This is a genomic window from Nocardioides taihuensis (assembly GCF_042657275.1).
In the GTDB taxonomy this organism is placed as follows: domain Bacteria; phylum Actinomycetota; class Actinomycetes; order Propionibacteriales; family Nocardioidaceae; genus Nocardioides; species Nocardioides taihuensis.
In genome coordinates this window covers 277,634-291,435 of the sequence record NZ_JBHSKD010000004.1, presented here as the reverse complement: position 1 = coordinate 291,435, position 13,802 = coordinate 277,634, and the positions used below count along the sequence as shown (strand labels likewise).

Here is a 13,802-nt window from a genome sequence, read left to right as displayed (position 1 = left end):
GGCTCAGACCAGCACGGAGGTGACCGGGAGCGACGAGTCGGCCGGCAGGTCGAGCGCCGACGGCGTCCGCCCCCGGGCCACCATCTCGGCCCCGAGGGCGGCGACCATGGCGCCGTTGTCGGTGCACAGCCCCGGTCGCGGCACCCGCACCCGGACGCCGACCTTGCTCCCCCGCTCCTCGGCCATCGCGCGGAGCCGCGAGTTGGCCGCGACGCCGCCGCCGATGAGGAGGTCCTCGATCCCCTGGTCGGCGGCGGCGTCGAGCGCCTTGCGCACGAGCACGTCGCAGACCGCCTCCTGGAACGACGCCGCGACGTCGCCGACCGGCACCGGCTCCCCGGAGCGCTCGCGGGCCTCGACCCAGCGGGCGACGGCGGTCTTGAGCCCGGAGAAGGAGAAGTCGAACCGGTGCCGCTCGAGGTCGCGCCGACTGGTCAGCCCGCGTGGCAGGTCGATCGCCACCCGGTCGCCCTCGCGGGCGGCCCTGTCGATGTGCGGGCCGCCGGGGAACGGCAGGCCCAGCAGCCGCGCCACCTTGTCGAAGGCCTCGCCGGCCGCGTCGTCGATGGTCGCGCCCAGGGGGTCGACTCCGGTGGTGACGTCCTCGACCCGCAGCAGGCTGGAGTGGCCGCCGCTGACCAGCAGGGCCAGCACGGGCTCCGGGAGCGGTCCGTGCTCGAGCTGGTCGACGGCCACGTGCGCGGCGAGGTGGTTCACGCCGTAGAGCGGCTTGCCCAGCCCGATCGCCAGCGCCTTGGCCGCCGCGACCCCGACCAGCAGCGCGCCGGCCAGGCCCGGGCCGCTGGTCACGGCGACCGCGTCGACGTCGTACGGCGCGATGCCGGCGGTCCCGCACGCGCGCTCGATGGTCGGCACCATCGCCTCGAGGTGGGCCCGGCTGGCGACCTCGGGCACGACCCCGCCGAAGCGCGCGTGCTCGTCGACGCTGCTGGCGACGGCGTCCGCGAGCAGCGTCGTACCGCGGACGATCCCGACGCCGGTCTCGTCGCAGGAGGTCTCGATGCCGAGCACCAGGGGGCCGTCGTCCATGACGCCATCATGCCGACCCGGGGCGAGGCATTCACGTGGGGGCCGCCGGGGGTTAGGTTGACCCCGACAACGACCTGTCTAGTCCAACCCCCTTGGAGACACGCATGAGGTTCTCGGGTCACACCCGGTCCGGCGTCGTGGCGGCCAGCGCCGCCGCCGCGCTCGTCCTCGCCCCGGCCACCGCCGGGGCCGCGCCGGCCGACGTGCTCGCGCCGCGCACCCACTTCACGATGGCACCCGACGGCTCCAGCGGCCTGACCGAGGGCGGGGAGGGCATCCCCAACATCGACTCGGTCAAGTCCACGATCCGCACCTACTACCACGCCACCAACGGCATCGCCGACAAGCAGAGCTCGCCGTACATCACCGAGATGCACGCGATCGAGGACGCCCAGTGGGGCTGGCTCTCCGAGGCGTACGACGAGGCGGTCGTCGCCGGCGAGACGCCTGCGATCGTCTTCGACGCCGACGACACCACGCTCTGGACCTACGACATGGAGGACGCGGCGATGCACTTCGTCTTCGACCCGGTGCTCCAGAACACCTGGGTGCAGGAGAAGAAGTTCCCGGCCACGCCCGGCATGGTCGACTTCGTGGAGCAGGCGCAGGACATGGGCTTCGCGATCTACGGCATCACGGGCCGCCGCGCCGCCCAGGAGGCCGCGACCGTCGGCAACCTCGAGGACGTCGGCTACACGGCGTTCGACGGCGACAACTTCTACACCAAGTGGGACGGCGCCGACTCCAACGCGCCTTCCTACGTGCACTGCGACGGCGACGGCAACCCGTCGTGCAGCACGGTGGAGTACAAGGCGTGGACCCGCGCCCACATCGAGCAGGCCGACGACGTCGACATCGTGCTCAACGTCGGCGACCAGTGGTCCGACCTGCAGGGCGGGTACGCCGACCACACCCTGAAGCTGCCCAACCCGACCTACTTCCTGCCGAGCGCCGACCTCGACGGGACCCCCGCCGACGCCGAGTTCTCGCCGCGCACCCACTTCACGATGGCGCCCGACGGCTCCAGCGGCCTGACCGAGGGCGGCGAGGGGATCCCCAACATCGACTCGGTGAAGTCGACGATCCGCACCTACTACCGCGCCCCGAGCGGGATCGCCGACAAGCAGAGCTCGCCCTACATCGACGAGCTGGACGCCGACACGAAGGCCTGGGCGGCCGACGTGCGGCACGACTGCAGCACCTCGTCGTCCAAGCGGCCGGCGGTGGTCTTCGACGCCGACGACACCACGCTGTGGACCTACGACATGGAGGACGCGGCGATGCACTTCGTCTTCGACCCGGCCCTCCAGGACGTGTGGGTGCAGGACGAGCGGTTCCCGGCGACCCCGCACATGGACCGCGTCGTGACGGCCGCGAAGAAGGGCGGCTGCACGATCTTCGGGCTCACCGGGCGCAACGACAACCAGCGCGAGGCGACGCTCGACAACCTGCAGAAGTGGTACCCGGGCGCCTTCAAGGACAAGTACTACTTCACCAAGTGGACCGGCACGGGCAGCAGCCAGCAGCCCGCGTACATCACCTGCGCCGCGGTGAGGTGCACGACGATCGAGTACAAGTCGCAGACGCGCGCTCACATCGAGGACGACCTCGGGTTCCACATCGTCGCCAACTACGGCGACCAGTTCAGCGACCTGATCGGCGGCCACGCCGACCGGGCCGTCAAGCTGCCGAACCCGACGTACTACCTGCCGTGACCCGCCTGGCCGTGACACGCTCCGTGTCATGACGCTCGCGGTCGACCCGGTGGCGGTGACGGCGTACGACGCGCCGTTCCTCCGCCACCAGGTGGATCCGCGGCGGGTGCTGGGGGCCTGGCGGCTGGGCGGTGCGGTGGTGCTCGAGCAGCAGCCGCACCAGCCGGGCGCCGACGGCTGCGTGGTGACCGCGATCGGGCCGCCCGAGGACGTGGCGGAGCTGGCCGTGCAGGTGGCCCCGCTCGTGGCCGCGCCGTGGCGGGTCAGCGTGGAGGAGCCCGCGCTGGCGTCACTGCCGGAGGCCTGGCGCCCGGCCACGGTCGACCGGTGGCACTGGATGCTGGCGCGGGAGCTGCCCGCCTCGTCCGACCCGGGTCTCGGCGTGGTCGAGGTGCACGAGGCGGCGGAGATCGACGCGGTCCTCGACGACGCGCAGCCCACCGCGCACGCGCGGCCGGGCTCGCCGGGCATCGAGTGCTGGCTCGGGGTGCGCGACGGCGGGCGGCTCGTGGCGGTCGGCGCGCTGGTCCGGATGCCCGACCGGACCGGCCACCTGCGCGCGGTCAGCGTGCTGTCGTCGGCGCGCGGTCGCGGGCTGGGACGGGTGGTCTCGGCGGCACTCACCCAGCGGGCGCTGACCGGCGGGAGCGGGGTCGCCACCCTCGGCGTGTACGCCGAGAACGAGGTCGCGATCGGGCTCTACCGGAGCCTGGGCTACGCGGTGGTGCACAGGTTCGCGTCGGGCTCACCCGGGTCCCCTGCCTAGCCGCAGGCGGGCCCCAGGCCGCGGCGCATGACGACCGCCGCACTGCCGTCGCGGTAGTAGCGCGGGCGCCGGTCGATCGCGACGAACCCGCGCTCGGCGTAGAACGAGATCGCGCCGGCGTTGCCCTCGCGGACCTCGAGCAGCAGCCGGTCGGCGCCGCCGTCGCGGGCGAGGCGCTCGACGGCGGCGAGGAGGTCGGAGGCCAGGCCGGCCCGCCGGTGGGCCTCGTCGACCGCGATGCGCTGGAGCTCCGCGACGTCGGGGACCACGCTCGCCACCGCGTGCCCCACGACCCGGCCCTCGACCTCGGCGACGAGGTAGTGGACGGTCGGGATGTCACCGGCAAGGCCGTCGCGCACCAGCGCCTCCGACCACGCGTCGTCGCCGAGGTTGTCGCGCTCGAGACCGACGACGGCCTCGGCGTCGGCGGGCGTCGCCGGCCGGACGGTGCTCACGAGACGGGCTTGCGGGGACCCGGCCGCACGGCGTCGGGCCGGCGGAGGTAGAGCGGCTCGGGGTCGCGCAGCTCGACCAGCTCCTCGGCGACCGCGCGGGCCAGCCAGCCCGCGCTCGGCCGCTCGGGGCCGACGGCGCGCGGGAACGACTCGGGGTAGAGCCGCGACCCCTCCCCCACGACGGGCGCGTCGGTGGCCACATCGGCGGGCCTGGCGACGGTGGGCCCGTCGAGCCGGCGCCCGCCCTCGTCGTAGGACGCGAGGTAGACCTCCTTGCGCCGCGCGTCGGTCGCCACCACGAAGTCGGTCGAGACCGCCCCGGTGCCCACCGCCTCGACGGCGAGGACGTCGAGCGAGCACGCGCCGTACACCGGGATCTCGAGGACGTAGGCCAGCGTGCGGGCGGTCACCAGGCCCACCCGCAGCCCGGTGAACGGCCCCGGCCCGACCCCCACGGCGATCGCGGTGAGGTCCTGCCGCACGATCCCGGCGTCGGTCATCACCTGCTCGACCAGCGGTGCGAGCTGCTCCCCGTGCTGCATCCGCTGCTCCGAGGCGCGCTCGGCCACCACGTCGTCCCCGTCGTGGAGCGCCACGGTGACGAACGGGGTCGCGGTGTCCAGGGCGAGCAGCACGCCCCGAGGCTAACGGGCCGTCGGTCGGAGCGGGCCGGGGAGGTAGTCCCCGACGAGTTGGCCCCCCTACCGGCCAGTAAGGGGGCCAACTCGTCGGGGACTACCGGCTGACGGCCGGGCGGAACGGCACGTCGGCGCCCCGAGCCGGGGTCAGGACGCCGTCGCCGAGCGACCACTCGGCCACGCGGCGGACGTGCTCCGCGGGTACGGCGGGGGCGTCGCCGTCGGCGGGGACGGCGCGGGTGGCGTGGCAGTCGCGGGGCAGCACGACGGTGAGCTCGCGGAGCAGCGCACCCCGGGCGGTCGCTGCCACGCACATCTCCGACTGCTGCCCGCCGATGACGACCGTGCGCACGAGGGACTCGCGCAGCAGGTCGCCGAGCTCCGAGCCCGCGAAGCCGTCACCCTCGGTCTTGCGGACCACTGGCTCCCCCGGCAGCACCTCGAGCACCAGCTGCCGGCCGGGGCTTCCGGGCGGCACCGCCGAGTCGGAGTCGCCGATGTCCTCGACGTGCACGACGAGCGCGCCGGCGGCCCGGGCTGCCGCCAGGGTCGCGCGCAGGGCGTCGAGCAGCGCGTCGGCACCCTCGACCGCGTGCTGACCCTCCAGCCAGCCCTGCTGCACGTCGACGACGACCAGCGCCTCGGCCGCCGGGAGGCTCACGCCTCCCCCACGGCGATCCGCGCCAGGTGGGCGTCGATGGGCGACAGGCCGGGGTGGTCGTCGTGGGTGGGGTCCCACCAGGCGAGGGCGTCGACCTCGTCGTTCACCTCGAAGGGCGGGATCGCCGACAGCGCGGTGCGGTAGACGGCGACGTACTCGATCCGGCGCTCGTGGCCGAGCTGGACGGTGCCCACGCCGACGAACGAGACGTCGGGGCCGGGCGTGCAGCCGGTCTCCTCGCGCAGCTCGCGGCAGGCCGCCTCGCGGGGCGGCTCACCCTCCTCGATCCTCCCCCCGGGCAGCTCCCACTCGTCCTTCCACGTGTCGTGCACCAGCAGCACCCGGCCGTCGTGGACGGCGACCATGAGCGCCAGCGGGAGCGGGATCGTGGGGTCGAGGTCGGCGGGCTCGGTGCCGGCGCCGGGGCGGAAGTCGAGCAGCAGGTCCTCCGTGTGCTTCTCGGCGAGCGGCGCCCGGCGGGTGGGCGGCAGCTCGAGCTCGTGCCAGCGCGGGCCGACCGGCGTCATCAGCACCCGGCGCGGGTCGAGGTCGGCGTGCTCGTCCTGGTGGGCGAGCGCGCGGATGATCCGCACCTCGAGCCGCGACTCCGCGAGCCCCTCCGCGATCCCCTCGCCCCACTCCACGACCGTGACCGCGTCGTCGAGGTCGGCGTCGAGGTCGAGGTCGTCGAGCTCGTCGATGCCGCCGAGGCGGTAGGCGTCGGCGTGCACCAGCGGCGGCCCGCCGACCAGCGAGGGATGCACCCGCGCGATCACGAACGTCGGCGAGGTGACGTCGCCGCGCACCCCGAGGCCGGCGCCGAGGCCCTGGGTGAACGTCGTCTTGCCGGCGCCCAGCTCACCGCTGAGCACGAGCAGGTCCCCGGCGCGCAGCTGGCCGGCGAGCTCGCGGCCGAGCTCGCGCATCGCCTCGGCGTCGGGGACGTTGAAGAGGTGGGTGGTGAGCGGGCGGCGCAGCTCCACGTTCGGTGAGTCGCGCAGGATCTCGCGGAACCCCTGGCGCTCCCAGAAGGCGATGGTGTCGGGCAGCTCCTCGCGGGCGACGACGGTGAGGTCGTCGTACCCCTGCGAAGCGGCGACCGCGGCGTCGATGAGCAGCGCGGCGACGCCGTGGCCGCGGGCGGCGGGGACGACGCCGAAGCGGCGCAGGTACATCGTGGTGCCGACCGGGTCGAGCACCAGCGCCCCCACCGGCTCGTCGTGCAGCAGCGCGAGCAGGCCGCCCCGCACCGAGAGCCGCTCGGCCATGGAGGCGACGGTCTCGGTGAGCGCGGCGGCCGGCGGGTCGACCGGCGGCCGGGCGGCGAACGCCGTCCGGACGACGTCGAGGACGACTTCGGCGTCCGCGGGCCCGACCTCGCGGACGGTGACGGTCACCGGGGTCCCACCCGGTCGGCCGCGGCGGCCAGGAGCTGGTCGAGGGCGGCGTTGACCTGGTCGTGGCGCTCGAGGACCACCAGGTGGCCGGCGCCCTCGCACTCGAGCAGCGTCGACCCCGGGATCACGCTGTGCAGCTTGCGGCTGTGGCCCACCGAGGTGATCCGGTCGCGGGTGCCGCAGATGATCGTGGTCGGGACGGCGCCGAGCGCGTGCACGGTGGCGTACTTGTCGAGCGTCGCGAACTGCGGGAAGAACTCCGCCACCACCTCGAACGGCGTGGCGGAGAGCATGGCGTCGACGAACTCGACGTAGCTGGCCGGCACCTCGTCGCCGAAGGCGAACAGGTCGGTGACGACCGACGCGACGGACTTGCCCGCCTTGCGCAGGCCGTCGACGGTGCGGTGCCCACGGGCCAGCGTCGCGACGAGCCGCTGGGCCAGCTGGCCACCGACCGTCGAGGGCAGCACCGGCACCAGGATGCGGTGCGGGTCGAGGCCGCCGGCGGTGGTCGAGATCAGCGCGACGCCGGCGACCCGCGAGCCGAACAGCTCGGGGTAGTGCTCGGCGAGGGCGATGATGGTCATGCCGCCCATCGAGTGACCCACGAGCACCACCGGCCCGTCGGGACAGGTCGTGTCGAGGACCTGCTTGAGGTCGTGCGCGAGCTGGTCGATGGTCGCGTGGCCGTCGCCCGAGCGGCCCGAGCGGCCGTGGGATCGCTGGTCGTAGAGGACGGTGCGGACCAGGCCGCGGTAGGCGGCACGCTGGAAGTGCCAGCAGTCGAGGTTGAGGGCGTAGCCGTGGGCGAAGACCACGGTCAGCGCCGAGGGGTCGGGGACGGCCTCCGCCCGGGGCGGGCGCCGCTTGCGGGCAGCCCGGGCAGCCTCCTCGGCGGCGGCGCGGTCGCCCTCGAGCTCGTCGATCTCGACGTGCAGGGGGACGCCGTCGTCCGCGACGACCGTGATCGGGTCGGACCGCAGCGAGCCGAAGGCGACGTCCTCGCCCGCGCCGCGCCGGGAGATGACCCGGCGGCGGCGGGCGACCTCGGCGGCGGCGCCGACGACGGCGATGCCGAGGGCACCGGCGACGGCACGTCCGGCGCGACCGCGGACGCTCACGGTGCCTCCTCGCTCGGGGTGTCGGTCGGGGTGTCGGTGTCGACATGGTGGCGCTGCATGCGGCCGCCGATGCGGGTCACGATCTCGTAGCTGATCGTGCCGCACGCCTCGGCCCAGTCCTGCGCCGTCGGCTCGCCGTGGACACCCGGGCCGAAGAGCACGGCCTGCGCGCCGGCGCCGGGTCGGTCGCCGTCGAGGTCGACGACGAGCTGGTCCATGCAGATCCGGCCCCGCACCGGCCGGCGGCGACCGGCCACCAGCACCTCGGCGGTGTTGCCGGCGTGGCGGGGCACGCCGTCGCCGTACCCGACCGGCACCAGGCCCAGCGTGGTCGGGCGCTCGGCGTGCCAGGTGTGCCCGTAGGAGACGCCGGCGCCCGCGTCGACGGCCTTGTCGAGGGCGAGCCGGGCGCGGACGGTCATCGCCGGGCGCAGGCCGAGGTCGGGCGGCGTCTCGCCGGGGGCGGGGTCGAGGCCGTACGACGCGAGCCCGCACCGCACGACGTCGAACCGGGCCCCGGGGCGCAGGATCGCGGCCGCGGAGTTGGCGAGGTGACGGACCTCCGGGCGCAGCCCCGCGGCCTCGGCGGCGGCGAGGGCGTCGAGGAAGGCGGCCTCCTGCGCGTCGTTGGCCGGGTGCGCGGGCTCGTCGCTGCACGCGAAGTGCGACCACACGCCGGTGACCTGCCAGTCGCCGCGCGCCTCGCCCGCGTGGGCCTCGGTGACGAGCGTCGGCCAGTCGGCGACCGTCGACCCGCCGCGGGAGAGGCCGGTGTCGACCTTGAGCTGCAGCCGGGCGGGGCGACCGGCGGCGGCCACACCGTCGCGGATCTCGCCGAGCTCGGCGAGGGTGTAGGCGGTGACGTCGACGTCGGCGGCGACCGCGGCGGCGTAGTCCTCGCCCGGGACGCCGAGCCAGGCGAGCACACGACCGGTGTCGCCGGCCGCCCTGAGCTCGAGTGCCTCGTCGATCGTCGCCACGCCGAGCCACTCGGCGCCACCCTCACGCGCGGCGCGGGCGCTCTCGACCGCCCCGTGGCCGTAGCCGTCGGCCTTGACCACGGTCATCACCGCGGCCGGGGCCACGAGCGCGCGGAGCCGCCGGACGTTGTGCCGGATCGCGGCGAGGTCGACCACGATCTCGGCACGCACGGGGCTCATGGGCGTCGATTGTTCCACTGGCGGGGGCGCGGCCGGGCCGGGGTCAGCGCTCGTCGACGACGGCGCGGAGCAGCACGGGTAGGGCGCGGGCGACCTCGCCTGCCACGAGCGGACCGCCGCGGGCGGCGAGGGTGGCGGCCGCTCCGTGCAGCCAGGAGCCGGCCGACGCGGCGTCCCAGGGGTCGAGGCCGGCGGCCAGCAGCGCGCCGACCAGGCCGGTGAGCACGTCCCCGGCGCCGGCGGTCGCCAGCCAGGGGGTGCCGCTCGTGGTGACCCGGACCTCGCCGTCGCGGCGCGCCACCAGCGTGTGGCGGCCCTTGAGCAGCACGGTGGCGTCGTACTGCTCGGCCGCGGCGCGGGCGTGGTGGAGCGGGCGGGCCTCGATGTCGGCGCGGTCGGCACCGGTCATCGCGGCGAGCTCACCGGCGTGCGGCGTGAGCACGGCGGGCACGGGCAGCGGACCGTCGACGTGGGCGAGGGCGTCGGCGTCGACGACGACAGGCACACCGTCCGCGAGCGCGTCGTCCAGGGCCTCGCCGGCACGCTCACCCCCGCCGGAGCCGACGGCCCAGGCCTGGACCCTGCCCTCCCCGACGACCTCGGGGTGGGTCTGGCGCACGCGGGCCGCGACGTCGTCCTCGCCGACGTAGCGGACCATGCCGACCAGCCCGGTGTCGGCGCCGGCCACGCACAGCAGGGCGGCGCCCGGGTAGCGGCTGGATCCGGCGCGGACGCCGACGACGCCGCGGGTGTACTTGTGCGCAGCCGGCTCGGGTCGCGGCACCAGGGCGGCGACGTCCTCCTGCTGGAGCGCGGTGACCGCGGCGGGTGGGAGGGCGAGCCCGATGTCGACGAGGTGGACGGCACCGGCGGCCGCGGCCGCCGGGTCGACGAGGTGGGCGACCTTGTGGGTGCCGAAGGTGACGGTGACGTCGGCCCGCACGTGCGGCCCGTCGAGCTCTCCGGTGTCGACGTCGACCCCGCTGGGCGTGTCGACCGCGACGAGGGGCACGCCGTCGAGCGCGGCCAGTGCGTCGGGTGCCGGCGAGCGCAGTCCGGGACGACCACCGATGCCGACGATCCCGTCGACGACGACGTCGGGCCGGTGCCGCCCCTGCGTGTCCGGCACGCCGTCGGCGAGCCGGAGGACGCGCCCACCGGCCGCGCGCAGCGCCTGCGTGCCGACGCCGTGCGCCTGCTCGGCGACCAGCCACGCCTCGACCTGCGCGCCGCGCCGGGCCAGCAGCACCCCGGCGTACAACGCGTCGCCGCCGTTGTCACCGGGCCCCACGAGCAGCACGATGCGCCGGCCGTAGGCACCCCCCAGCAGGTCGACCACGGCGTACGCCAGCCCCGCCGCCGCCCGCTGCATCAGCACGCCGTCGGGCAGCGTCGCCATCAGCGCGGCCTCGGCCGCCCGCACCTGCTCGACGGTGTGCGCGTGCCTCATGCCTCCACGCTAGCGGGGCCGGCGGTATGCGGGTCGTGTGCCTGAGACCACCCCAGGGGGTGGCGTGGGGCACACGACCCGTCAGGCTGTGGAGAGCGACCCGCACGAGCCTCGCGATCGGCGCAGAGTCGCCACATGGAGGAGTCGTTCGAGGATCTCGTGCACGAGCAGTCGGGCATGGTCGCGCGCCGCCAGCTCGTGTCGCACAAGGTCCCGTGGAACCAGGTGGACCACCAGGTCAGGGCGCGGCGCTGGGCGGTCAGGACGCCCCGGGTCCTCTCGACGACGACCGGTCCCCTCTCACGCGACCAGACCTTGTGGATGGCGGTCCTGCACGCAGGCCCGCGCAGCATGCTGGGAGGCCTGACCGCCGCCGAGCAGCACGGGCTCACCGGCTGGGAGCGCGAAGACGTCACGGTCCTGGTGGACGACGAGCTCGCCTTCGAGGACGTCCCGGGCGTCCACTTCTTCCGGTCGCGGCGACCCTTCGACCTCATGCGGAGCCCGAAGCCCGGCATCCCCCGGAGCAAGGTGGAGCCGGCGTTGCTGCTGTGGGCGGCGTACGACGCCGCCCCACGGGCGGCCCACGGGGTGCTGGCCGCCTCGGTCCAGCAGCGGCTGACCACTCCGGAGCGGCTGGTCGAGTGGGTCGACCAGCTTCGCCCGCTGCGTCGGGCAAGGCCGTTCAAGCGCACGCTCTCCGACATCGCGGCAGGGGCGCACTCAGCGTTCGAGCTCGACGTGCGGCGGATGTGTCGCCAGCACGGGATGCCCTTGCCGCGCCGCCAGGTGCGCCGGCTCGACCGCACCGGAAGACCCCGCTGGACCGACTGCGAGTGGGACCTGCCCGACGGTGCGGTCGTCGTCCTGGAGATCGACGGCGGGCTGCACCTCGACGCGACGCAGTGGCAGGCCGACCTTCGCCGCGCCCGACGCCTGACGACACCTCACCGCACCGTCGTGAGGTGCGCGGGTGCCGAGCTGCGCCTGGAGCCGGCGGAGGTCGCGCTCGACCTGATCGCCCTCGGAGTTCCGGGTCGTGTGCCTGAGAACACCCCAGGGGGTGGCGACAGGCACACGACCCGACTTCCCGGAACCTGACCCGCCCCGCAGGACGTCACGCCTCGAGGACGACGACGGCAGACGCGATGCCGGCGTCGTGGGAGAGCGAGAGGTGGACCGAGGTGGCGCCGAGCTCGCGGGCCCGGGCCTCGACGGTGCCGCGCAGGAGCAGGCGGGGCTGGCCGGAGTCCTCGGTGACCACCTCGGCGTCGTGCCAGGCCAGGCCGCCGGGGGCGCCGAGGGCCTTGGCGACGGCTTCCTTGGCGGCGAAGCGCGCGGCGAGCGAGGCCGGCTGCAGCGCGGCCTCCGCGGGCGTGAAGAGCCGCTCGCGCAGCCCCGGCGTGCGCACCAGCGACGCCAAGAAGCGCTCGAGGTCGACCACGTCGATACCGAGTCCCACGATCGCCACGCCCGCCGCCCCCGCCCTACTCGACCGTGACCGACTTGGCCAGGTTGCGCGGCTGGTCGACGTCGTGGCCCATCACCGTGGCCAGCTCGCACGCGAACAGCTGCAGCGGCACCACCGCGACCAGCGGCTGGAGCAGCACCGGCACCCGGGGCAGGCGCACCAGCTCGTCGGCGTACGCCGTGATCGACTCGTCGCCCTCCTCGGCCAGGCAGATCGTGTGGGCGCCGCGGGCCCGCACCTCCTGGATGCCGCTGATCATCTTGTCGTGCAGCTGGTCGCGCCCACGCGGAGGTACGACGCACAGCACCGGCATGCCGTCCTCGACCAGCGCGATCGGGCCGTGCTTGAGCTCGCCCGCCGCGAAGCCCTCGGCGTGTAGGTAGGCGAGCTCCTTGAGCTTGAGCGCCCCCTCGAGCGCGACGGGGTAGCCCGCGTGCCGGCCGAGGAAGAGCACCGACCGCGCGCCGACGTGGCGCCGCGCGAGCTCGTAGACGTGCTCGCGCTGCTCGAGCACCCGCTCGAGGTGACCGGGGATCGCCTCGAGCTGGTCGAGCACGTCGGCGATCTCCTCGCCGTACCGCGTCCCCTTCACCTGGGCGAGGTAGAGCGCGAGCAGGTAGCAGGCGACGAGCTGGGTCAGGAAGCCCTTGGTCGACGCCACCCCGATCTCCGGGCCGGCGTGCGTGTAGAGCACCGCGTCGGACTCGCGCGGGATCGTCGACCCGTTGGTGTTGCAGATCGCCAGCACCCACGAGCGCTGTGCCCGCGCGTGCCGGATCGCCTGCAGCGTGTCGGCGGTCTCCCCCGACTGGGAGATCGCCACGACGAGCGTGTACGGCGTCAGGATGGGGTCGCGGTACCGGAACTCCGAGGCGAGCTCGACCTCCACGGGGATCCGGCACCAGTGCTCGATCGCGTACTTCGCGACCATCCCGGCGTAGAACGAGGTGCCGCAGGCGACGATGATCACCTTGTCGATGTCGCGGAGGTCCTCGTCGGAGAGGCGGACCTCGTCGAGCTGCAGCTCGCCGTTGGGCGCGCGCCGCCCGAGCAGGGAGTCGGCTACCGCCCGCGGTTGCTCGTGGATCTCCTTGCGCATGAACCAGTCGTGGCCGTCCTTCTCTGCGGCCGAGAGGTCCCAGTCGACGTGGTAGCGGCGTCCCTCGACCGGCGTGCCGTCGAAGTCGGTGACGGCGACGCCCTTGCGGGTGATCGTGACGACCTGGTCCTGCCCGAGCTCGAGCGCCTCGCGGGTGTGCTCGATGAACGCCGCGACGTCCGAGCCGAGGAAGTTCTCTCCGTCGCCGATCCCCACCACGAGCGGGCTGTTGCGTCGCGCCGCGACCACCCGCGACGGGTCGAGCCCGTCGACGGCCACGAGCGTGAACGCCCCCTCCAGCCGCCGGCACGTCGCCTGCATCGCGGTGGTCAGGTCGCCGCCGGCCAGCAGCTCGAGCTCGAGCAGCCGGGCGGCGACCTCGGTGTCGGTGTCGGACAGCAGCTCGTGGCCGGAGTCCTCCAGCTCGGTGCGCAGCGCGGTGAAGTTCTCGATGATCCCGTTGTGCACCAGCGCCACCCGGCGGGTCGCGCCCAGGTGGGGGTGCGCGTTGGCGTTGGTCGGCGGACCGTGCGTGGCCCAGCGGGTGTGCCCGATGCCCGTGGTCGACTCGGGGAGCGGGTGGTCGGCCAGCTCCTTCTCGAGGTTCGCCAGCTTGCCGGCCTTCTTGGCCGTGGCCACCCGACCGCCGTCGACGAGTGCGATCCCTGCGGAGTCGTAGCCGCGGTACTCGAGACGCCGCAGCCCCTCGACCACCACGGACTGGGCCTGCCTGGGGCCGACGTATCCCACGATCCCGCACATGGCCGATGAGTCTATGCAGCCCCACCCCTGCCCGGTCCGCCCCACCGGGTCCACGGC

13 protein-coding genes are annotated in these 13,802 nt (G+C 74.6%); 3 read left to right on the top strand and 10 right to left on the bottom strand.

Going from position 1 to position 13,802, the window contains the following annotated elements; all coding sequences use genetic code 11:
* Positions 1–3: 3 nt before the first annotated feature.
* A complete protein-coding gene (gene tsaD / locus ACFPGP_RS04635) occupies positions 4–1,050 on the bottom strand; it encodes a tRNA (adenosine(37)-N6)-threonylcarbamoyltransferase complex transferase subunit TsaD (RefSeq protein ID WP_378587507.1) in 1,047 nt (348 codons plus the stop codon).
* A gap of 104 nt (positions 1,051–1,154) precedes the next feature.
* Here tsaD and ACFPGP_RS04630 point away from each other — a divergent pair, with 104 nt between their 5' ends.
* Together ACFPGP_RS04630 and ACFPGP_RS04625 are read left to right on the top strand one after the other, a co-directional pair.
* Positions 1,155–2,765 (top strand): HAD family acid phosphatase, encoded by a 1,611-nt coding sequence (locus ACFPGP_RS04630; RefSeq protein ID WP_378587504.1) that lies wholly within the window; start codon positions 1,155–1,157, stop codon positions 2,763–2,765.
* Between the two features lie 28 nt (positions 2,766–2,793).
* The gene (locus tag ACFPGP_RS04625; RefSeq protein ID WP_378587501.1) at positions 2,794–3,531 is read left to right on the top strand and encodes a GNAT family N-acetyltransferase; all 738 of its coding nucleotides are present in this window, start codon (positions 2,794–2,796) and stop codon (positions 3,529–3,531) included.
* On the opposite strand, the gene rimI is transcribed toward ACFPGP_RS04625, so the two are convergent.
* From rimI to ACFPGP_RS04590, 7 genes are all read right to left on the bottom strand, one after another.
* The gene (gene rimI, locus ACFPGP_RS04620) at positions 3,528–3,986 is read right to left on the bottom strand and encodes a ribosomal protein S18-alanine N-acetyltransferase (RefSeq protein WP_378587499.1); all 459 of its coding nucleotides are present in this window, start codon (positions 3,984–3,986) and stop codon (positions 3,528–3,530) included. The genes ACFPGP_RS04625 and rimI overlap by 4 nt on opposite strands.
* Positions 3,983–4,621, bottom strand: coding sequence for a tRNA (adenosine(37)-N6)-threonylcarbamoyltransferase complex dimerization subunit type 1 TsaB (tsaB, locus tag ACFPGP_RS04615; RefSeq protein ID WP_378587496.1), 639 nt, complete (start codon positions 4,619–4,621; stop codon positions 3,983–3,985). Before tsaB ends, rimI begins: the two co-directional genes overlap by 4 nt.
* A 100-nt stretch (positions 4,622–4,721) precedes the next feature.
* A complete protein-coding gene (locus ACFPGP_RS04610; RefSeq protein ID WP_378587493.1) occupies positions 4,722–5,285 on the bottom strand; it encodes an isochorismatase family protein in 564 nt (187 codons plus the stop codon).
* Positions 5,282–6,682 (bottom strand): tRNA (adenosine(37)-N6)-threonylcarbamoyltransferase complex ATPase subunit type 1 TsaE, encoded by a 1,401-nt coding sequence (gene tsaE, locus ACFPGP_RS04605; RefSeq protein WP_378587491.1) that lies wholly within the window; start codon positions 6,680–6,682, stop codon positions 5,282–5,284. Before tsaE ends, ACFPGP_RS04610 begins: the two co-directional genes overlap by 4 nt.
* Positions 6,679–7,803: an alpha/beta fold hydrolase gene (locus ACFPGP_RS04600; RefSeq protein ID WP_378587488.1), complete on the bottom strand. Its 1,125-nt coding sequence runs from the start codon at positions 7,801–7,803 to the stop codon at positions 6,679–6,681. The genes tsaE and ACFPGP_RS04600 overlap by 4 nt, the downstream gene beginning before the upstream one ends.
* Complete coding sequence (alr, locus tag ACFPGP_RS04595) at positions 7,800–8,963, bottom strand: alanine racemase (RefSeq protein WP_378587485.1); 1,164 nt, start codon at positions 8,961–8,963, stop codon at positions 7,800–7,802. Before alr ends, ACFPGP_RS04600 begins: the two co-directional genes overlap by 4 nt.
* Before the next feature lie 43 nt (positions 8,964–9,006).
* Positions 9,007–10,413, bottom strand: a complete 1,407-nt coding sequence (locus ACFPGP_RS04590) for an NAD(P)H-hydrate dehydratase (protein WP_378587483.1) — start codon at positions 10,411–10,413, stop codon at positions 9,007–9,009.
* A gap of 135 nt (positions 10,414–10,548) precedes the next feature.
* Here ACFPGP_RS04590 and ACFPGP_RS04585 point away from each other — a divergent pair, with 135 nt between their 5' ends.
* Positions 10,549–11,514: a hypothetical protein gene (locus tag ACFPGP_RS04585; RefSeq protein ID WP_378587480.1), complete on the top strand. Its 966-nt coding sequence runs from the start codon at positions 10,549–10,551 to the stop codon at positions 11,512–11,514.
* 16 nt (positions 11,515–11,530) lie between these two features.
* On the opposite strand, the gene ACFPGP_RS04580 is transcribed toward ACFPGP_RS04585, so the two are convergent.
* Complete coding sequence (locus ACFPGP_RS04580) at positions 11,531–11,884, bottom strand: holo-ACP synthase (protein ID WP_378587478.1); 354 nt, start codon at positions 11,882–11,884, stop codon at positions 11,531–11,533.
* Between the two features lie 16 nt (positions 11,885–11,900).
* A complete protein-coding gene (glmS, locus tag ACFPGP_RS04575) occupies positions 11,901–13,745 on the bottom strand; it encodes a glutamine--fructose-6-phosphate transaminase (isomerizing) (RefSeq protein WP_378587476.1) in 1,845 nt (614 codons plus the stop codon).
* Positions 13,746–13,802 lie beyond the last annotated feature (57 nt).